The 20,857-nt window shown below is 55.2% G+C and carries 20 protein-coding genes; 4 read left to right on the top strand and 16 right to left on the bottom strand.

Translation table 11 applies throughout. From position 1 onward, the window contains the following. The first annotated feature begins 6 nt into the window (after positions 1-6). Positions 7-1,584 (top strand): glycosyltransferase, encoded by a 1,578-nt coding sequence (locus VMS83_RS10835; RefSeq protein WP_325412670.1) that lies wholly within the window; start codon positions 7-9, stop codon positions 1,582-1,584. 97 nt (positions 1,585-1,681) lie between these two features. Here the strand turns inward: VMS83_RS10835 and VMS83_RS10830 are convergent, their stop codons facing one another. The 13 genes from VMS83_RS10830 to VMS83_RS10770 form a co-directional block, all read right to left on the bottom strand. Further along, the gene (locus VMS83_RS10830; RefSeq protein ID WP_325412668.1) at positions 1,682-2,479 is read right to left on the bottom strand and encodes a glycosyltransferase family A protein; all 798 of its coding nucleotides are present in this window, start codon (positions 2,477-2,479) and stop codon (positions 1,682-1,684) included. Positions 2,480-2,495: 16 nt separating this feature from the next. Then, positions 2,496-3,269 (bottom strand): radical SAM protein, encoded by a 774-nt coding sequence (locus VMS83_RS10825; protein WP_325412666.1) that lies wholly within the window; start codon positions 3,267-3,269, stop codon positions 2,496-2,498. 38 nt (positions 3,270-3,307) lie between these two features. Beyond that, positions 3,308-4,192, bottom strand: coding sequence for a hypothetical protein (locus VMS83_RS10820; RefSeq protein ID WP_325412664.1), 885 nt, complete (start codon positions 4,190-4,192; stop codon positions 3,308-3,310). Between the two features lie 236 nt (positions 4,193-4,428). After that, positions 4,429-5,001, bottom strand: a complete 573-nt coding sequence (locus tag VMS83_RS10815) for a hypothetical protein (RefSeq protein WP_325412662.1) — start codon at positions 4,999-5,001, stop codon at positions 4,429-4,431. 247 nt (positions 5,002-5,248) lie between these two features. Next, a complete protein-coding gene (locus tag VMS83_RS10810) occupies positions 5,249-6,211 on the bottom strand; it encodes an ATP-binding protein (protein ID WP_325412660.1) in 963 nt (320 codons plus the stop codon). A gap of 392 nt (positions 6,212-6,603) precedes the next feature. Continuing rightward, positions 6,604-7,074, bottom strand: a complete 471-nt coding sequence (locus tag VMS83_RS10805) for a cupredoxin domain-containing protein (protein ID WP_325412658.1) — start codon at positions 7,072-7,074, stop codon at positions 6,604-6,606. 110 nt (positions 7,075-7,184) lie between these two features. Next, entirely contained in the window at positions 7,185-8,006 is an 822-nt protein-coding gene (locus VMS83_RS10800) for a class III extradiol ring-cleavage dioxygenase (protein WP_325412656.1), read from the bottom strand. Positions 8,007-8,124: 118 nt separating this feature from the next. Next, positions 8,125-9,327 carry a radical SAM/SPASM domain-containing protein gene (locus tag VMS83_RS10795; RefSeq protein ID WP_325412654.1) on the bottom strand — a complete coding sequence of 401 codons (1,203 nt, stop codon included), beginning with the start codon at positions 9,325-9,327 and terminating at the stop codon, positions 8,125-8,127. After that, complete coding sequence (gene ahbB, locus VMS83_RS10790) at positions 9,324-9,809, bottom strand: siroheme decarboxylase subunit beta (protein ID WP_325412652.1); 486 nt, start codon at positions 9,807-9,809, stop codon at positions 9,324-9,326. The genes VMS83_RS10795 and ahbB overlap by 4 nt, the downstream gene beginning before the upstream one ends. Continuing rightward, complete coding sequence (gene ahbA / locus VMS83_RS10785; protein WP_325412650.1) at positions 9,809-10,306, bottom strand: siroheme decarboxylase subunit alpha; 498 nt, start codon at positions 10,304-10,306, stop codon at positions 9,809-9,811. The genes ahbB and ahbA overlap by 1 nt, the downstream gene beginning before the upstream one ends. Beyond that, positions 10,303-11,376 carry a radical SAM/SPASM domain-containing protein gene (locus tag VMS83_RS10780; protein WP_325412648.1) on the bottom strand — a complete coding sequence of 358 codons (1,074 nt, stop codon included), beginning with the start codon at positions 11,374-11,376 and terminating at the stop codon, positions 10,303-10,305. Before VMS83_RS10780 ends, ahbA begins: the two co-directional genes overlap by 4 nt. Before the next feature lie 59 nt (positions 11,377-11,435). Beyond that, the gene (gene katG, locus VMS83_RS10775; RefSeq protein WP_325412646.1) at positions 11,436-13,637 is read right to left on the bottom strand and encodes a catalase/peroxidase HPI; all 2,202 of its coding nucleotides are present in this window, start codon (positions 13,635-13,637) and stop codon (positions 11,436-11,438) included. Between the two features lie 307 nt (positions 13,638-13,944). Continuing rightward, positions 13,945-16,530: an oligosaccharyl transferase, archaeosortase A system-associated gene (locus VMS83_RS10770; protein WP_325412644.1), complete on the bottom strand. Its 2,586-nt coding sequence runs from the start codon at positions 16,528-16,530 to the stop codon at positions 13,945-13,947. A 185-nt stretch (positions 16,531-16,715) separates the two neighbouring features. Here VMS83_RS10770 and VMS83_RS10765 point away from each other — a divergent pair, with 185 nt between their 5' ends. After that, positions 16,716-16,925: a hypothetical protein gene (locus VMS83_RS10765; RefSeq protein WP_325412642.1), complete on the top strand. Its 210-nt coding sequence runs from the start codon at positions 16,716-16,718 to the stop codon at positions 16,923-16,925. 109 nt (positions 16,926-17,034) lie between these two features. Here the strand turns inward: VMS83_RS10765 and VMS83_RS10760 are convergent, their stop codons facing one another. Both VMS83_RS10760 and VMS83_RS10755 read right to left on the bottom strand, forming a co-directional pair. Continuing rightward, positions 17,035-17,277 (bottom strand): DUF2769 domain-containing protein, encoded by a 243-nt coding sequence (locus VMS83_RS10760; RefSeq protein WP_325412640.1) that lies wholly within the window; start codon positions 17,275-17,277, stop codon positions 17,035-17,037. Between the two features lie 116 nt (positions 17,278-17,393). Beyond that, positions 17,394-17,642 carry a DUF2769 domain-containing protein gene (locus VMS83_RS10755; protein WP_325412638.1) on the bottom strand — a complete coding sequence of 83 codons (249 nt, stop codon included), beginning with the start codon at positions 17,640-17,642 and terminating at the stop codon, positions 17,394-17,396. A gap of 55 nt (positions 17,643-17,697) precedes the next feature. Between VMS83_RS10755 and VMS83_RS10750 the strand changes: the two genes are divergently transcribed. Further along, a complete protein-coding gene (locus tag VMS83_RS10750) occupies positions 17,698-18,099 on the top strand; it encodes a hypothetical protein (protein WP_325412636.1) in 402 nt (133 codons plus the stop codon). A 44-nt stretch (positions 18,100-18,143) separates the two neighbouring features. Here the strand turns inward: VMS83_RS10750 and VMS83_RS10745 are convergent, their stop codons facing one another. Next, entirely contained in the window at positions 18,144-19,478 is a 1,335-nt protein-coding gene (locus VMS83_RS10745) for an MFS transporter (RefSeq protein WP_325412634.1), read from the bottom strand. Between the two features lie 311 nt (positions 19,479-19,789). Here VMS83_RS10745 and VMS83_RS10740 point away from each other — a divergent pair, with 311 nt between their 5' ends. After that, positions 19,790-20,854 carry an asparaginase gene (locus tag VMS83_RS10740; RefSeq protein WP_325412633.1) on the top strand — a complete coding sequence of 355 codons (1,065 nt, stop codon included), beginning with the start codon at positions 19,790-19,792 and terminating at the stop codon, positions 20,852-20,854. Positions 20,855-20,857 lie beyond the last annotated feature (3 nt).

Here is a 20,857-nt window from a genome sequence, read left to right as displayed (position 1 = left end):
AACCCCATGGTCTCAAAATCTTTCGGTGTCATCGGTCTCGGGTCGGTTGGGTGGGCAGTTGTTCACGGACTCTCAACGAGATTCCCCTACGCAGTATATGATATCGTCGGCGATTATGTATGGAATAACATTCTGTCGACCGACATCGTTTTTCTCTGTGTTCCGACTCCTGCTAATGAATCTGGAAGATTGGATTGTTCAGCGGTTATTGATGTCCTGAATCATCTCGATAAAGACAAGTATTCTGGATGTATTGTGATTAAAAGCACCGTTTTTATTGGATTCATGGATCGGGTGGTTGTTCAATACCCTGCGTTGCGAATCGTCTATATGCCAGAGTTTTTACGGGAAAAATCTTCATTTACATGGTTTGCCGATCCGGATCGCCTCGTTATAAGCGGGTCTGATACTGATATCATGGAGGTTCTCTCCTATTTTTCATGGGTGGAGAAACATGTTCCGGTTCTACGGATGAATTACCGGTCCGCAGAGGTTGGAAAACTTGCCCATAATGCGTATATTGCGACAAAAGTGAGTTTCACCAATGAGATGGAGGCAATATGTGCAGAATATAATGCTAATGCCTTTGACGTAATGAGCGTAATCTGGGCAGATCGTCGTGTTCACTCACAAGACCACCTGACTCCGAATCTTGGACCTTATGGGGGAAAATGTGTACCAAAAGATGTAAATGAACTGTTGCATTCCGGGAAAAAGAGAATTTTGCTTTCCGCTGTGGAATCCGTCAATGCACAAACCAAGGTAAAATCTAAGGAAACCTGTGAACCTGTTGTTATAACCGTTATCCCCACACATAATCGCCCAATTTTTCTCGACCGGGCAATTTCTTCAGTCTCGTCGCAGAAAAAAAAGCCCAATACCATCTATATCGTCATTGATGATGATGATCCATCATATGCTGCGGTGGAAAAAATTGTTGCCCATTTTGGAACGATTATCTCGGTCAATCTAATAAAAAATAACAGGTCACATAATCTGTCCGGGGCGGTAAATACTGCACTTGAACAAGCCTGTGCTGATTACCCGGATACTTCCAACGTTTTCGTATCCATTCTTGACGATGATGACTGGTGGGATATGTCCTACCTGGCAAACGTATCAAAATATGCTTTGGAAACAGGGGCGGACTGGATTATCTCTGGACTCATCCGCCACGATGATGCGACACAGAATGGGATGATGCAAACTATACCCGCAAAAATAACTCCGAATGCGTTTTTTTACACAAATCCGAACATCCAAGGATCAAATTTGTTCGTGCGATTATCAAATCTCATCGCAATCGGCGGGTTTGATGAAAATCTTGCGTCAACAACGGACCGTGATGTTTGCATACGATTACTCGATATTAATTCGGTTCCGGCAACTCTCAACAATCACCTGGTCCACCATGATGCAGATCACTTGCGAGATCGATTATCATCTGTCGGATCGAAGAAAAAAGGTCAAGGTCTGCAATATTTTTACGATAAATACGAGGAGAGAATGAGTCAGACTGAACGGGAATGTTTCAAGAAACGATCTGAAGATCTCTTCCGGATATGTATTGCGGATCGACATTGACGATTTGTTCTTTACTATCGTTGATTAAACCACTTCCATCTACCGCGTAAAATACGATCTTGGGCCAACAATATTCTCTAATTTGGGAGCTCCTTTGTTATCCCCCCAGATAGTATCCCCTGTAAAAATTGAGATCCCACAAAATCTGGTATAAAAGAACACGAATACCTTTCTGCCTTAATAAATGAGGGTAATGTACTATTTTCACACCTTTGAGCGATTTACCTATACTTGCTTCCGGTTCATGTATGTACATTTGATGAAGTCTCCTACTACTTTGCCGGCAACCTGTACCGATCCGCTGTGCTGCGAGAAGATCATGCTGGACATTCTCCGCCGAATGATCTATCCAAACATCTTGTAAAAATAATACCGGGACTTTTTCTTTGTTAATTCTGTACGTGAGATTGGCATCGACAGCGAAGGGGATTGCGTTGTCAAAAAAAAATCCTTGAATCAGACCGGGAAGGCGTTTGTTCACTCCGATTCCTGGCGTATAAACGACAGGCAGGGAATTTACATAATCCCGGGCTTCCGCAATTTCTCGTGAAAGCAGGTCTGAATTTTTTTGGAATCGTAACGGGGCACGTACAACGTCATACGTATCCAAACCCTGTATCATCGCACGGATACAGTTTTTACCAAATGTCGTATCCGAATCGGTGATAATCACTTTATCCGATGTTGCAGCATCGAAACCGATATTAGAGACAACGGATAGATTTCCCGGCGGAGAAATGCAACAGATGACTCCCAGTCTCTCTAACCGTTGCTGCATCTCATGGTTTTCGTTCATCACAACAACAATTTCGACATCTGCATCAATGCTGGAAATACACTGAAAAACGCGTTCATCGTTATTACATCGAATAACTACAGAAGCTTCTTTTTTCACGATTTCCCCTTCGTTGTTAATATTTTGTTAATGTTGGTTTATTCTTTTGAAACGCTGCATAAGATTTCTTCCAGGACTTTGACATCGGATTTCCGATTATTGTATCCCGCTGGTCTTTCGGAATGAAATGTCGACTGCAGAAATGGCCGCAAAATCGGCATAATTGTTGCATTTGTGGGAAAATATCATCGTGTGAACGAGGCAGGTGTTTTAATCCGATATTAAATCCCATAACCCGGTCGATGGCACCCCCGGGTCCGCAGGGATAGTATCCGTAGATGTTTAATCCAAGTCCACAGTCTTTTGTGGTACTACACCCATTTCGAAAATCGGAAAGACAAAATTTCCATTGATCCCGCGGCGCAACATTAAACGGTTCAAATTTATCCTGATATGCATCCTGCTTATGAGTATTGTTGATCTCCACACCTTTTGGAACCGTAGAAATTGCACTTTTCACATCAGTCCCATATCCGCTTGTAGTAATTTCAATGAGAGATGACGGGGAGTATGTCTCTTTATAGGTGAGAAGAATATCCAATATTTCCAGGAGGTCCGGATGGAGCAGGGGTTCTCCACCCAACACACCGATTTTTTCCCATTTTACCTTCTGTGAGATTGATTCAGATACAAATTTATCAATCTGATTGATTGACATAGCCGCGATATCCGGGGCTTGGGAACAGGAGCGGGCACAATTCAAACAACGAAGTCGGCAATCGTATGTGATATCTATCTCAATCCGGTTCAGATTCGGAGGGAATTCATACCCGTGAACGAGACTTCCCATTTTTGAAGCACGGTATAAATGCCAGAGATTATGCCATCTCATAAAATATCAGCCTTCGATGACACTATATCCCAGTCTCTGTAGTTTCCAACAAGATCAACATGTTCGAATTGAATTTCAGGAATCTGGTTTTCTTCCACCTTTCTTATGACGCCGGTCAAAAAGGGGAGATCTTTTTTAACACTATTCGGCGGGTGGATAAAGAAAGTCCGCCCATCACCCCCGCGTAATGAAACAAGTCCTTTTTCTTTTTGTAACTGATGGAGGGAGCGGTACCAGGTCAGTTTAAATTTTCCTTCAATCAATTCGTTGGGAAATGGCCGCAACGAAAAGAAACGATCTTTCTGAAAAAGACAGATCCTGACTTCTGGAACATACTCTCCATTAGACGGTGATGAATATGGGCAATAGTCATTGGATCTGTGAGCGATATTAAACCCGACAGAAACAACGTTGTGTGCAGATTCTGTGGCCGCGATCATATCCCTGATATAGTTATGATCCCTGTCCCTGCGGCAGATTATTACATCTGCATCAGTCTGAAGAACATATTTTCCGCTTGAAATTTCAAAAGCAAATAATTGCTGATACAAGGGAGATTTAGTAATCGTATGGGTTTCTGCAGTTCTGATACCAAACCACCGTTCATTGATGTCTTCTATTAGACCCGGATTATCCATAGGCGGAACAACGTACTTATCAAGTATTCCGTCATGCAGAAGTTTTTCTGCAATGTCCACCGCCAGCAATTTTGAGGGTTGGGAATATTGTCGAATAAAAACAGATTCCGTAGGATCAAAAACCAGAATAATTTCACAGAACCTTTTGTGTTCCAGCATTTTTACAATATGTCGAATCTGTAGATTGAGCAGATCCACACCCTGATAACTAGCCTTTATAATCAAAGAAACCGTAGGGGTCATTTTCTATAAACAGAATTGCGCTGATGTCTGGTTCGTTTCTCTAATTATGAAAACGGATTTTATCTGGTTTTCGGTTTTTATCACGATATTGCTGGGAAAAAATGACGCTCCTACGGGGAGCTTTTTGGGAAAAATGAGGTGGGGGCAGGGGATCAATCACCTCCACTCCTAAAATATGCCCGATACGGTTCCGGCTTCTCCTCGACCTGGAACACAAAACCCGGGCCGGTTGCAGCTCAGCTCGCCGGTTCCCCTTCAGTTTTCCCGGAAAGCCACCGGTTCAGCTTCAGGCCCAGCCAGAAGATCAGGGCCGCGAGGACAAAGGTCACGCCGAACTGGATGAAGACCTTGTAAATTTCCGGGATCTGCAGCCATTCATAGGGCAGGGACGGAGGAGGAATGAGGATGAGTGAATGTATGGATCGCAGGCCGAGCATGTCGGCGATATACGCGTCAAAGTAAATTTCGATCAGGTAGACCAGCACAGAGTTTACAAGAATCCAGACAGGAAGGGATTTGGTCCCGGGTACTCCGGGAACGACAAGACCGGCCAGGGTTATTGCTGCCGGGAACCAGAGGATGGCGATGAACAGGACGACAATTTCCCATAACGGGGAATTGAGAGAGTCACGGAAATAAAAAGCGATAAACGACAGGATCGTGAGGGCAACAACAGCGCTTACCCGGACGGACCTTCGTTTATCTCTTAACAGGAGCCAGGAAACGGCTGCAGATATGATGCCGACAAAAACCGCAACGATCAGGAAGAGAATAAACTGCACATGGACGTCCGAGTACATATCACACATGGTATGCCACCTTTACGGGACAGGGGAAAAGGCAGTCCACGGCAATGAATGCCGGCAGGCACTTCCTTTTCCGGTTTGTTACTATTTTCCCCGAATCTTAAATTCGCTGGGTTAAGTGAAATTTTTCCTTCCCTTATCGCCATTCAGTTTTGAGCTGCGGGACGGTTACACATGGCTGAAAGGCGATTGTCCTCGCGAAAAACAGCACACTCCCGGAAAAAATCGGAAAAATGAAAGGTTGACCGGGTCAGGAATTTTTGAAACGGGTGAGGATATAGTTAGTCAGGGTCTTGCCGCTGATATTGCGGGTGGATGCGTCAAGGCGGATGAAGAAGAACTCTTCACTGCCGGTATCCACAAAAACCGGCTTTTCTGCCGGGGTGATATGCACATGGCAGAGCGTTTTTTCCGAGATCACCGGGAAGGTGATGTGGATATGCCGGCTCGCTGTTTCATAGATCTCGGGGATGTAGCGCCGGATCACCGAGTCGATCAGCATCCGCCGGTACCCGTCCGGGTTCCGGTCCTTCTCCAGCATCCGGGAATAATCTTCATCGATCCCTACCACCCGGATCATGTTATTAACCCGGTCCTCTTCGATGCCGATGATGAGATCCCCGCCGCTGGAGTTCAGGAAACCGGCAATGGATCGCGCGATGATGAACTTCGATGCATTCGTCCGGTACTTCCGCACTTCCGGTGATTCGCTGGCCTCTGCCTCCTCTTTGGAGACCCTCGTGCTCCAGAGGGCCTTGAACTTGAATTCAACCCGTTCGCTTTCCCCGGTGGCAATCATCATGCGTACGGCAACCACATCGTCCTCGGGCACGGTGATCTTAAGGGTATCCCGCTGTTTTACGACATAGGAAGAGATCACCGCAATACCGATAAACAGCAGGGCCTGGACAACGACACCGCCCACGACAAACACGTTCGGGGTAAGGAAATACACGGAAATGAGCAGGTAGGCAACAGCGCAGCTCCCGGCAACGTAAATCCCGCGGGAAGGATAGAAATACGTGGCATAAAGGATGGGGAAATAGAAGAGCTGCGGGACGATTGATCCATATCCTGCCGCCATGGAGACATAGGTGACGCCGATAATGGAGGCCGTAATGGAGGCGATCACCCAGAACCTGACAAAATCGTTCTGCGTTATCTGGAACGTGTTCGGCAAACGGTAACCGGGGAGGAGGGGTGCTGGTTCCATCGCTGATGATGGCTTGGTTTGCCGGGTAATAACCATATCTGTGGCCGGGGTTCCGGATCAACCGGCACGCGAGGCATCATGGGCCCGGGATAAGAAGCGATCATTAAAAAAACTGCAGAGGCACCGGGAATCCCGGAACGCGGGTGCGCCCGGGTACCCGGATGTTTCCGGCGGGGAAAGATCGCGGGATGCTACGCTTCCGTCTTTTAGAGGCCCCGCCAGTTGCAGCCGTTGAAACGGGAAGATCGTATGTTTCCCGGCCCGGCGGTTCGCATCACGGTACGGGGATCAGCAGTGGAACTGCCCGTAAATCGAGTACGCGGGACAGGTCTGCCGGAGCCGGGGAGGATCACTTCTTTCCAGCGATGAGCCTGTTGAGAAGGAAAAAGCGGTTACGGGGTGACTGTAACGGTGCCGGTCATGAACGGGTGGATCGTGCACTGGTAGCTGTAGGACCCGGTCTTCGTGAACGTATAATGGTAGGTGTCGCCCGTGTGGAGCGTGGGCGAAGCGAGCACGGACGGGGATGAGGTAGAGGTCACCGTATGGGGGGCCGAATCAAGGTTTGTCCACGTGACGGTGGTCCCGGCCGGGACCGTGAGGGCCGAAGGGACATAGGCAAAGTTCTGGATGGCAACCGAGGAGCCGCCCTGCGATGCAGCAGCTGATCCCGGCGTTCCCATGGCGGACATGGACGGGGAAACCTGGCCCGGAGCGGTGGCCTGCGGGAGCGCCGGCGAGGGGGAGACGGTGGGCGAACCGGCGGACGCGGAAGACGAGGAGGTACACCCGGCACACACGACAGCGGCAGCCACGAGCAGTACCACCACGGTCATGCGAAGAAGAGGGGATCGGTCATACATACCAGCACGTATCCCGGGTTCCTCTTAAAGGTTTGCCGGAGGTGCCAGGGACAGACACGGCTCACCGTGGGGCAGCGGACTTCGGCGAATGTTCTCCGGAAAAATGCTTTTTACCCGATCCGGAAGGACCGCATCGACATGGATCCATTCTGGAATCCCTCGAAGATATACCGGACCTTCTCCCCCTCTTCCTGGAGCCCGAGGGCACAGATCATCGGGAGATAATGATCCAGCGTCGGGACTGCACGCACGGCTGTTTCCCCGCCGGTATACGGGTACGTAAAGAGTTCACGGTGCTCCCCGGCAAGGATCCGGTCCCGCATCCATGCATCCGCCTCCTCGGCCCAACCGAACGGTTCCCGTTCCATTTCGGCAAAATCGACCAGTCCGAGGTTGTGCACCATGTTCCCGCTGCCGATAATAAGGACCCCTTCGTTCCGGAGGTGTGCGAGCCGCCGTGCCAGGTCATAGTGGTACTGGATCGGGCGGGGGTGCGGGTCGCCAAACGCGTAGTCAAGGCTCATCTCGAAGACCGGGATCTCTGCAGCCGGGAACAGGTGCCGGAGGATTGCATACGCGGCATGATCCAGCCCCCGGGAAGGGTCGCACCGGATCGCCCCGCCGGACCGGTCTGCTGAATGCTGTGCACAGGCCGGCGCCCCGCTGCACCCGTACGTTACCTGGTAAAGTTCAGGAGGAAAACCGGAGAAGTCATAGATCATCCGGGGGCGGTCAGTGCAGGCAACAAGACTCCCCTTTGTCAGCCAGTGTGCTGAGATCACGAGGATGGCCCGGGGCCGGGGGAGCGAGGGGCCGAGAACAGCGAGGCTCCGGGTAAACCGGTTTTCCATGACCATGTTCATCGGCGAACCATGCCCGATAAAGAGCACGGGCATTTTTCCGGTTGCGTGGGGGCTGCGGTCTGGTTCCATCAGGTACTTCCTGATGAAAAAAGAGAGAGGGAACTATTTCAGGTTTTGTGCAGGGCACCGGCATCCCGTTACTACGAGGTTATGAACTGCAATAAAAACGGTACTGCAGTCCCGGCTGTTACAAGGGGGATCCGGTATGCCCGTTTCCGGGACCGGTTACAGAGCAGAACGGGTCTTCGGATTCGATGCTGCCACCCGTTGCCCAGGCCCGTACCCGGCACCCGCCGCCGCAAAGCGAGAGGTAGGTGCAGGAACCGCACTTTCCGCCAACTACGGCAGGCCGAGTCCGGAACCGCGAGAGCACCGGGTTGTGCGGGTCATTCCAGAGGGATGAAAACGGCCGGTCACGGATGTTTCCCACGAGAAACTCCGGCGACCGGGCAAACTGGCAGGGGTACACGTTCCCGTGTGGGTCCACGTTTGCCACCCGGTCACCGGCGCTGCACCCCCCGTTGAGCGAGGCAAGCAGTTCCCGGGCCTCGGCAAGATCCGGTGAATTGTCACGCTCCATGGACTGGATCAGGTGGATGCAGTCCTGTGGGGCATCGACCGTGAGAAATTCCATCTGTTCCGGCGGGATCTCCTGTGCCGTGCGGTACAGGAGCGTGAGCGCCTTCGTGACATCCCCTGCGCCCAGCTGGAGCCGGGAATAGGCGTCGCTCCCCCGCCCGCAGGGCACCAGCCAGTACAGGCAGAACCGTGTTGCCCCGAGTTCCCGGGAGAGGCGGACAAGGGGGCCGAGTTCGTCCAGGTTCTCTTTGGTGAGCGTCACCCGCACACCGCACCTGACCCCGGCCTTTTTGCACCGGGCAAAGGCAGCAGTGGCCCGGGCAAAAGATCCGGGCGTGTTCCGGAACCGGTCATGGGTCGCGGCAGTTGCCCCGTCAAGCGAGATCCCGGCGTACTCGATCCCGCTCTCCTTGATCTTTTCCGCTATCTCATCGGTGATGAGTGTCCCGTTTGTGCTGAGCGCTGTCTTGATCCCCTTATCCCGGCAGTGTCCGGCCAGCTGCCAGATATCGGGACGGACAAGCGGTTCCCCGCCGGTAAAGATGACAAGCGGGATGCCGGCTGCGGCCAAATCATCGATGAACGCAAGCGCTTCCGTGGTGGAAAGTTCTCCCTGTGTCGGGCTGTCCGGGGCCGAGCGGCTGTAGCAGTGCGTGCAGGAAAGGTTGCACCGGTCGGTGAGGTTCCAGAAGACAACGGGCCTGCGCATCCCGGAAAACGCGAGGTACCGGGACGGGACATCCCCATGCCGGTGCTTCATCACGGCACTGACCGTTCCCTTCCCGTGCAGGCACTGGGTGATCCGGTTCATGATCCCCTCCCGTTCTCGTTGACGCGGACATGGGGGACACGCTTATACTCCTCGGTGCTGAAAAGGACGAGATAGTCCGAAAGGCCGGCGGCACCGGCAATTTTTCTGACCTCGTCTTCAACTGCTTCCCGCGAGCGGCCGTGGTGGACCGTGTACAGGGAATAGTCCCACCGGCCCGGCACGGGCCGGCGTTCGTAGCAGTGGGTGACCGAAGGATACGATGCAAGGACTGCCCCGGCCTTTTCGGCCGGCTCCCCGTTGCAGTGCCAGGCCACAAGGGCATTTGCGGAGATGCCTACCTGCCGCTGGTTGATCCGGGCCCGGAACCGCCGGATCACACCGGACTCCAGCAGTTTTTGCGTACGCTCCAGGACCTCGTCTCCCGTAAGGCCAAGTTTTCTCCCAATCTCCACAAACGGTTCCGGTACAAGAGGAAGCCCGTCTTCAAGGGCTGCAAGGATTTTCATGTCGGCCGGGTCCATCACGAGACCCCCTTTGTGCCCGGCACCAGCGGGAACCGGACATCGATCTTGATCTTTTTTACCGTGGGCAGGTTGAGGATCTCATCCCGGGAAAATCCGGTCCGGGCAAGGATCCCGGAAAGGATCTTTTCAAGTGCCCCCTCATTTTCTGCCGAGAGCGTAAACCAGAGCGAGTACTGGTGGTCCCGCCGGAAATTGTGCGATACCTCCGCGTACCGGTTGATCAGTTCCGCCACTTCGCGGATCTTTTCCGCCGGGACCGGGAGGGCTACGAGTGTTGCGGCAGTGATGCCGAGCGCCCGGGACTCGATGATGGGCGAGATCCCGCGGATCACGCCTTTTGCAGAGAGGTGCCTGAGCCGTTCAAGCAGCAGCGGTTCCGGAATATCCAGCCGGGAGGCGATTGTTTCCCATGGCCGGGCCACGAGCGGGATGTCCTGCTGGAGTGCGTCAAGGATCCTGAGATCGAGTGTGTCTGTCGCTGTGTTGTCGTTCACGAAATGCCTCCCGGTTCGTACGGGCACCACGGGTCCTCTGCACAGAGCTCGCCCGCGATTGCTGTGGGTTTTTCAAGGCCATCGCACCAGCGGGACGAGATTGCCTCCGCTCCCCGGTAGGCCCGGGCCCGGCACCCGCCGCAGATGGTTTTGTAGTCGCATCGCCCGCATTTCCCGGTGAGCCGGCCCGGGTCACGCAGTGCCATAAGGATCGGCGATTCGTTCCAGATCCGGTCAAAGGGAATGTCACGGACATTGCCGGCGCTGACCGGCAGGTACGGGCAGGGCGTCACATCGCCGTTTGCATAGATGCGGCAGTAACTGGTCCCGGCAATGCAGCCCCGGCCAGAGGCCGGTTGTACGATCCCCAGCTCAGCGGCGATCCTCCGGAACTGCGGGGCGCAGGTAGGGCGGAGGTTGACGTCGCTGTCGCTGTACTTCAGGAGCACCTGCCGGATCACCTCCTCGTACTCGCGGGGGTTTGCCGGGCCGGTCCCTCCGGCTCTCCCGGTCGGGATGGGAAAGAAGACCTGGTAGTCGTGCACCCCGAGACTCTTACCGAGCTCCACTACGGATTCAATCTCTCCTGTGGCCGGTCGCACCGCGGTCATGTTGATCTGCACACCGATCCCGGTTTCCGTGCAGTTCCTGATTGCACGAACGGCCCGCTCCCATGCACTGCTCACCCCGCGGAACGAGTCATGCACGGCCGGGTCGGCTGAGTCGAGGCTGATGGCTGCAGCCCGGATCCCGGCCTCTTTGAGACGGGCCGCCATGGGACGGTCAAGGAAGTACCCGCTCGTCCCCATCACCATCCGCAGGCCACGGTCGGTCCCGTACCGGGCGATCGTGCAGAGGTCGTCACGCATCAGGGGCTCACCTCCCGACAGCACGACCACCGGTGTCCCGGTTGCGCGGACCTGGTCGATGACCGCGAGCGCCTCATTCGTGGAGAGCACTCCTGCTGCCTCCTCTGTTCCTGCATCCACGTAACAGTGGGAACAGGAAAGAGGACACCTGAGCGTAAGGTTCCACGAGATAATACGCGGCGCTTCTCTTGGTATATTCACTGCTTCAACCCTTTTGCCACACCCTGCCCATGGTTCCCGGTACTTTTATCGGCGTACATTTACCGACGGGGGATATCGAAGCGGTCAAGGTTCATCACTTTGGCCCAGGCCTGGACAAAGTCCTGGACCAATTTCTCCTCCCCGTCAGCGCTTGCGTACACCTCGGCGATAGCCCGGAGCTGGGCGTTTGAGCCAAAGACGAGATCGACCCGTGTGCCGGTCCATCGTACTTTTCCCGTCTTCCTGTCGTAACCCTCGAACACGTCAGCGTCTGGTGCAACCGGCTTCCACTCTGTGCCCATGTCAAGGAGATGAGTAAAGAAGTCATTGGTGAGCGCCCCGGGAAGGCTGGTAAAAACCCCGTGTTTTGCCTGACCGAAGTTGGCATCAAGGACACGCAGGCCCCCGACAAGCACCGTCATCTCCGGCGCAGAGAGCGTGAGCAGCTGCGCCTTGTCCACGAGAAGTTCTTCGGCCGAGGCGGCATAGCGGGCCTTCTGGTAGTTGCGGAAACCGTCTGCCCGTGGCTCGAGCACGGCAAAGGAGTTCACATCGGTCTGCTCCTGCGTGGCGTCCATGCGTCCCGGCGTGAAGGGGACTTTTACCTTGTGGCCGCCGTTCTTTGCCGCCTTTTCGACACCTGCGCACCCGGCAAGGACAATAAGGTCTGCCAGTGATACTTTTTTGCCGCCGGTAGCGGCGCTGTTAAACTCATTTTGGATGCCTTCGAGAACCGTAAGCACCTTTGTCAGCCGGGCCGGCTCGTTGACCTCCCAGTCTTTCTGGGGCGCGAGGCGAATGCGGGCGCCATTTGCACCGCCGCGTTTGTCCGAGCCGCGGAAAGTGGACGCCGACGCCCATGCCGTCGAGACCAGTTCAGGAACGGAAAGCCCCGAAGCAAGGATCTTTTTCTTGAGGAATGTGATCTCCCTTGCCCCGATCAGCGTATGGTTGACCGCCGGGATAGGGTCCTGCCAGATGAGATCTTCTTTTGGGACCTCGGGACCGAGGTAGCGCGTTTTCGGGCCCATGTCGCGGTGGGTCAGCTTGAACCATGCCCGGGCAAATGCATCGGCAAGCTGGTCCGGGTGTTCGTAAAAACGCCGTGAGATCTTTTCGTACACCGGGTCGAAGCGCAGGGAGAGATCCGTAGTAAGCATGGACGGCGCACGGCGCTTTGATGGATCGTGCGCATCCGGTATGGTACCGGCACCGGCATCACCCTTGGGCTTCCACTGGAATGCACCGGCCGGGCTTTTGGTGAGTTCCCATTCGTAGCTGAACAGGATCCGGAAGAAATTGTTGCTCCACTTTGTGGGCGTACTGGTCCACGTGACCTCAAGGCCGCTGGTAATTGCATCCCCGCCTTTACCGGTACCGAAGCTGCTCTTCCAGCCAAGGCCCTGCTGCTCGATGGGGGCTGCTTCCGGCTCGGGCCCCACGTGGGTCGCAGGGCCGGCACCATGGGTTTTCCCAAAAGAATGGCCACCGGCAATGAGCGCCACGGTCTCCTCGTCGTTCATGGCCATGCGGGCAAATGTCTCGCGGATATCCTTCGCCGCCGCGACCGGGTCCGGCTTTCCGTTGGGCCCTTCCGGGTTTACATAGATCAGCCCCATCTGCACGGCAGCGAGCGGGTTTTCGAGGTTCCGGTCACCGGAATAGCGTTTGTCATCCAGCCACTTGTTCTCGGAACCCCAGTATACGTCTTCTTCGGGCTCCCATGCGTCCACCCGGCCGCCGCCAAAGCCGAATGTTGGAAAGCCCATTGATTCAAGCGCGACATTACCGGCAAGGACCATGAGGTCAGCCCAGGAGATCTTCCTGCCATACTTCTTTTTTATCGGCCAGAGCAACCGGCGCGCCTTGTCCAGGTTCGCGTTGTCGGGCCAGCTGTTGAGGGGAGGGAAGCGCTGCTGGCCAGCACCGGCGCCGCCCCGGCCGTCACCGGTGCGGTATGTGCCGGCGCTGTGCCAGGCCATCCGGATAAAGAGGGGGCCGTAGTGGCCAAAGTCCGCCGGCCACCAGTCCTGCGAGGCAGTCATCAGTTCCCGCAGGTCTGCCTTTACAGCCGCGAGATCGAGTTTTTTAAATTCCCCTGCATAGTCAAAATCCCTGCCCATCGGATTTGACCGGGGAGAATGCTGTGAAAGAACCTTTACGTTCAGCTGATTGGGCCACCAGTCCCGGTTCGATGTGCCTCTTCCGGCAGCCTGTTTGTGTGCTCCGCCCGTTACCGGGCACATGCTCTCGTCAGTCATAACATCATTTCCTCTTTTTCCACCAGGTGGACATCCCAAAGAGGGACCGTTCCACGCATCCCTGCCCCGGAGAGAGTTCGGATTGTCGGTACCCGGAACTCCCGGTTCAACAGTAAGGTTTTCCCGGCAAGGAACTGTTTCCATCCGGTAAATAGAATTTTCGGGATATTAACTTAGGCATGGTACGATGCGCAGAAGCGGAAAGGCAATCGTTCCTTCCCGTTATGCTTTCTTGCCGGCCCTAAGGCTACCGTTCAGAAAAAAAAAAAGGTTTGGTCACCATCGTCCTTTTCCCGTGCCTTTCATGTTAATTGATCGTGTCCCCGTTCATGACCGCTGACTCGGGCACCTCGAAGGTAGTCGACGTTCCCTCGATCTGGTAAGGGCCGGTGGCTTGTACCGGGTACGTGCTGCCGCTGGTGGAGTAGGGAACGATAAACTCGCCATTGACACTTGCCTGCCGGTAGGTGAAATTCCGGCCCTGGTTGGTAACGAGCGGGATATCGATAATCCCGGAACCTTTGATTTGGGCACCCTTGACATACTCGAAGATTTTCACATACTTGAGGTCGGCAGTACCGGAACTTGCTGCATCCGACGGGGACTCGTAAATAAGGCGGTAATGGTCGAGGGCCGGTACATCCTCAAGCGGCCGGTTCAGTGACACCCCGAGGACGGCGGCATGGTACCCGGCCTGGGCATTCTGGTTGTACTGTGCAGCCGCGGCATCCGCATCGGTCACGTTCATACTCTTTGCATCGGTGACAACGGGCAGGGCCTCGTGTGAGACCGAGGGATCCACGTACTCGATATAATAGGCAGTGGTTGCCGGGGTCATGGATCCGTCAAAGTTCTGGAGCTTCGAGACCATGGTCTGGTAATAGGGAGCCTCGTTGAAGAACCCGGACTCATACATTCCCTGGGTAGTCTGGCTGGGGATGAACAGATCCTCCTGGTAGGGAGCACCGGCGGCTGTTGCATTGTACCATGTAGCCATAGCCCAGAACTTACCGGTATCCATCTCGATATCCGTGATCACGTACCGGGTGCCGTCATGATTGAGGATGGCATTTGCTGTATCCTCTGAGGTGGACATAAAATACGCAGCCGATCCATCCGGCCCGGTCACACCCTGCTGGAACGGGTTTGCATTGGGAATGCGGTGCGCAATGTTGGTGATCATGTGGCCGTAATCCCACCAGGACATAACCCCGTATGCAGTTGAGGGATACTGGAATGTCTGCTGGTTATAGATCGTGTAGTAGTCAACCCCGGTATCCGGCGTATTGTTGCCCAGCCACTGGAGTGCTGCCTCCCAGTCCGGGTTCATCTGGTTGACACCCGCCGTTGAGACCTGGTAGTTGTACGAAAGGGAGGTAAATGCAAAGAGGAGGCCGAGCGCAAACACTACGGTCACTGCAGAAAGGACCAGGTAATCCCGGCTCCGCGCATGCTCTGCGATTTTTTTCTTCTTTGCCTTTTTACTCCGGCGCGGACTGCTCTCGTCGTCCTCGGGTTGCTCTGCAGACGGGGATATCAAATCCCTGCCCAGACCCTGGATCTCTTTCCATCCTTTCCCGAAGACGAAATGGATACAGACAGCAGAGAGAAGCGCGATGACCACCGCGAGGTAATATTCGTACCGCACGTGCTGCCAGGTGGCAAACAGGATGATCAGCGCCCAGACCAGCGCAAATATCTCCTGCGGCCGCTCTTCCCGGATATTATTGTAGAGCGTGACCGCGATACCGCCTGCCATCAGCAACAGCCCATAGGAAAAGGCCGTCCAGGCTTCTGCGGGAGTCCATGCCCGTGCATCCATGACGGTCTGGGACACCGCCGGCTGCCCGAAGAAATTGTAGAGATCGCTTACAAACAGCGTATAGAGCTCCGGTGCGGCCACAAAAAGGAGCAGGATAAAACCGATCCCACAGCCGATAATCGCGAGGGGATACCAGTACTTTTCCCGGTTTTTCAGGTACCGGGCAAGAAGGTAGAGCAGCACGGTACCGCCGATAAGGCTGACGTAAGCATACACGTGACCGATCGAGTAGGTGGAGAGATCCGTGCCCGGGCTCTTGAACCCGAAGAGCAGGAGCCCGACGGCGGCGATGGCAAAGATGATGCTGTTTGCAATGAGGAGATACGTGCTCTCCCTGCCGCGGGAAAAATCAAAGATGAACTGGACAAGGGTAAAGACACCGACGATAAAGGCAAACAGGATCATGGTCGGCATCAAAAAAAGGCCGAGCAGGTATGCAATGCCCGCAAGGGCAGAGAGGATTGCCGTCTTTTTCCAGGTGGAAAAATCCGCAAGGTTAATTTTGGTTTCTTTTTCCGAGAGCAGGACAGAGAGATAGGCAAGACAGAACAGGGTGGAAAAGAGCACCTCCCCGTCGCGGTGGTTGAAATAGCCGTACAGGGAATAGAGGAAGAACGTCCCCGAAACGACCGCCGTAAATCCTGATGCAAGAAGGCCGGTCTTCCAGTCCCCGAATGCCTTCCCGACAAAGTACATCAGGACAACTGTAGCGGCCGCAAAGAAGGGGGTCACAAGGAGGCAGGTCCCGATGATCTGCGGGACGGTGACCGCTCCGGTGAGCGTGCAGGCAATATCTGCAATGATGATGGTCAGCGGGCCCCAGTACAGGGAGGTGCCGACAGGGAAATTGGTCATCGGGTCGAACCAGGGGTACTGGAAATGGTTGGCAAGGGAGAGCTCGACAAGCCGGAGATCATACTGGGGGTCATCGCTTGCCACCATGGAAAGGATATCACCATGGTTCCCGGTGAGCATGGGAATCAGGCGAACCCAAAGTGCAACAAGAATAAAAAACGCCACGAGACCGATAACCAGTAATCTTCTGCGATCGGTAAAATACGACAAATTCATGAGGGGACACCTTCAAAGGATGTATGCTATACCTTACAATATTCTGGGATGGATTACCACATATAGGTTGACTTCCCGAACCAGATGGCCGGTGGGATGATCACGACCGGAATTATTTCACGATCTTTAAGTGCACCGGCCTTTAATTTCCACAGTATATGACCATCGTACCCTCTGCTCCCTCCATGGTCGCACAGTACACCATCGTCCTGCTGCTCGCCATTGTCATGTTCATTATCGATCTGTACCTGTGCTACGAGTGCGTGACAACGACGGTGGGGACCTGCACCCTGGAATGGGGCTCATACGTCATCCTTGCATTCTTTGCCGGGGTAGCTCTCCTGAGCGGGTACCGCCTCCTCTCGCTGCGCCGGATGAAAACCGAAGGGTCCTGATCAAAAGAGAATAAGGTCACCTGTTCCGTACAGGATGGAGCAGGAAAAATACCGGGAACGGTCCCGGAGGAGCCCGGACCGGCCGGGTGACTGCCCGATCAGATCGCCTTTAATGCCGTTCGCAGAAATGCCCAAGGGACAGGCTGTGCCCGGTAAAGACTTCGCAGGCCAGGCAGAAGCAGCGGGCCTCCCGGATGTCCGGTGCATCCGAGCCCCCGCGGGCGCAGAAGAGGCAGTCCGGTCGGTGCTCTCCCAGGTGGTTCTTTTTGTAGTTCGGGCATATGCCGCAGTACTTCATGCAGATCTGCCGGTTCTCATCGGTGTCCTCAATGCTGACCGTGGCAATTTTCATGATGAGTGGATAGTGTCGCCGGGATAAGAGGTTTCCCGTAAGGCGGGATCAGACCCTTGCCCGGGGACACGCGAAACCTTGCAGCCCGGCCGGCCCGAAAACAAAAAAAGTATTCCTTACCTTCTTACGCAGAAGTACCCGCCGCGGAGATGGTGTTTGTTGAAGAGCTCGCAGGCCGGACAGAAGCATCCGATCTCTTTCATGTTCTGGCAGGACGAGGGGCCCTGGGCGCAGAAGAGTTCCTTGGGTTCGTTCCGGCGCAGGTCGTGCTTCTTGTAGTTCTGGCAGATAGGGCAGTACTTCCTGCAGATCTGCTTGTTCTCTTCCGTGTTCTCAATCGCGGATGGTTTGGCTGAGTCAAACATGTGAAAAAACGTTGGAGGTGATAATTAATAGATCTTATGGGGAATAGTGACGTGTATGCGGGCGTCCGAGTATCCCGGGCTCACTGCTGCACAGGAAAAGAACGCGAAGCGGGCGGTCGAGGGGACATGCGAACTCTGCTCGGAATACTTCGCCCTCCCGCTCCTTTTAATCCACCGGATCTCCCGGCGCCTGTACCGGGAGATGGTCCGTGACCCTTCAACCCGGATCCTCGTGGTCTGCGGGCCCTGCCACGAGCATATCCACCGGCTGCCCATGCGGGTAAAGGACCAGCGGGAGATCGTAAGACGCCGCCCGTACGTTGTCCGGCAGGACCTCCGCAGGGCGCTCGGGTATATCCCGCGGCCCTATTCTCCCCCAAAGACCGCGAGCACCTCCGAGATGTACGAGGAGTACTTCTACCATTTTCCTCCCGGTTCGTTCCGGCTGGGCGGGTGAGACCACCCTGCTGCTATTTTGCATCCGCCGAAGAACAGACAGCATCAGTGTCCGTGGCAGCCGTTTTTACGCCAGTCAGTAAAGTCCCAGGCAAGGAGAAGGACCGCAAGGATCATGAACACCCCAAAAAGGGTCAGGACCGGCCCCTCCGCTGCCCCGCCCTGAGCTGCGATAACAAAGCCCATCACAAACGGGCCGACAAAACCCCCGGTGGTCCCAAGCGCGTTCACGAGAGCAATGCCCCCCGATCCGTCAAGGCTCCGCATCCGTTCCGTCACCACGGCCCAGAAGACCGGAATACCCGAGTACATCCCGATGGTTGCAAGGGAGAGTGCCAGTAGTGAAAGTACCGGGCCGGTCGTAACTGCTGTCAGGAAAAACCCGATACCCGCGCAGGTCCACGGAACAAGGAGATGGTACATCCGTTCCCCGGTGATATCCGAATGCCGGGCCCACAGGAGCATGCAGGCGAGCGCCCCGGCATACGGGAGTGCCGTAATGATGCCGGTTGCGGTATGACCGGTATCGAAGCGGAACGCATACACGATCTGCGGCAGGAAAAAGACAATCGCATACCCGCAGGCCATCTCGAAGAAGAACGCGATCCAGAGGCGGTTAAACCAGAGCCGGGAAAAGAAGTCCCGGGGGGTCCTCCGTACCGGGACGCCATCAACCTCCCGTTCAGCCCGGATCGTTGCGACCAGCCATGCCCGTTCTGTTGGTTCCAGCCACGCGGCCTGCTCGGGCCGGTCGGTCAGGTACTTCCAGGTGACAAAGCACAGGAGGATTGCCGGGATGCCCTCGAGCACAAAGAGCCACCGCCACCCGGCGATCCCAAGCCACGAGACATTGTCAAGGATTATGGTGGAGAGCGGGGCCCCGATGATGATGGCAATGATCTGGGCGGCATACAGGTAGCTCATGCACCGTGCCAGCTCCCGGTTCCGCAGCCAGAGCGAGAGGTAAAAGACGATCCCCGGGTAGAACCCGGCCTCCGCGATCCCAAGGAGCAGCCGGAGTACTCCCACGTCGAATGCACTCGCGGCAAGCGAGAGGAGGACAACCACGACACCCCACGAGAGAAGGATGCGCGAGATCCAGACCCGCGCCCCAAGCCGTTCAAGCATCCGGTTGCTCGGGTACTCGAAGATAACGTACCCGATAAAAAAAACACCGGAGACCAGGCCGAACATCACCGGCGTGATCCCGAGATCCGGGTTCATGGTAAGCGCTGCAAAGCCCAGGTTTACCCGGTCGATGTAGTTGACCATATAGAGGATAATAATGAAGGGGACCAGGCGGAGGACGACCTTGTGCATGACCCGGTCGCCGAATGCCGGATCTGCGGTGGCGGCCCGGAGCGGCAGTTCTGTGTTCATGGGACGTAGCTCGCTTATCCTTTGTATGTCTGAAAGAATTTTGATAAGCGCAGCGATAAATGAAAAATAATTTGCAGTTATTCCATCGTTTTTTTCGTTATTGGAGACCTGCCAGAAGGTTTAGTGAAAAAATACCTTCATTCATGGCTTTCTTTTTGATTGTCCGGTGCTGAGATCCAGTGATACACAGGAACCATGTGATGCAGATGATGTTTCATACGCCGGAGAAGGGGACAGGGGGCTGGATGGCACAAAGAAATGCGGGAAACCCCCGGCAAGTGCGGGCTTCGGGGTCTCCCGGGTGCCGCCCCGTGGGATTGCAGTACTTTTTTTTTGCTGTTGCCGGGCTTTTTCTGGTATTATTTCTTGCCGGACCTGCAGCAGCTGCGGATGCACAGGCCCCGCTTCCCCGTGTCCACATCCTTGCCACCGGAGGGACTATCGCAGGCACAGCCCAGAACGCCACCGACATGCTCCATTACCAGCCGGGAACGATCGGCATTGACACGCTCATTGCATCGGTACCGGAACTTACCGGCGCTGCGCAGGTCACCGGGGAGCAGGTCTGCAACCTCAACAGTGACGACATCACTCCGGTAATCTGGCTCAATCTCTCGCACCGGGTAAACCAGCTCCTCCAGTCTCCTGAAACCGACGGGATAGTCATCACTCACGGGACAGACACGCTCGAAGAGACCGCATATTTCCTCGACCTTGTCACAAAGAGCGATAAACCGGTGGTGATCACCGGCGCCATGCGCCCGGCAACCGCCCTCTCCGCAGACGGCCCCCTCAACCTGCTTGAGGCCGTGCAGCTGGCGGGAAGCAGGGAAGCGGCGGGTAAAGGTGTGCTCGTCCTCCTCAATGGCGAGATCAATGCCGCACGCGACACCACCAAGACAAACACGCAGTCGACCGGCACCTTCCGTTCGCCGGACTTCGGGCCACTGGGGTACATGGAGGACGGGAAACCGCAGATCTTCCGGCTCCCGGCGCGGAACCACACGACCGGGTCGGAATTTGACGTGAGCGGGCTTTCCATGCTGCCCCGGGTCGATATCATTGCAACCTACCCGGGAATGGACACGACCGCAATCGATGCCTTCGTGCAGGCTGGTACAGAAGGGCTGGTTGTTACCGGGATGGGCAACGGGGAATACCCCTCAACCATCGGCCCGGCCCTGCAGGCAGCAGCAGGCCGCGGGATCCCGGTGGTTGTCGCCTCCCGGACCGGGTCCGGGATCGCGACCGCACACGATCCCCACTTCCTGTCCGCGGGGACGCTCAATCCCCAGAAGGCACGGATCCTGCTGATGCTTGCGCTCACAAAAACAAATGACCGGGACCGGATCGCGGAGATGTTCGCACAATACTAGGGT

Source organism: Methanoregula sp. (genome assembly GCF_035543475.1).
Taxonomy (GTDB): Archaea; Halobacteriota; Methanomicrobia; order Methanomicrobiales; family Methanospirillaceae; genus Methanoregula.
Note: the sequence above shows the minus strand (reverse complement) of the source record. Positions and strands in the feature narration are given on the sequence as shown.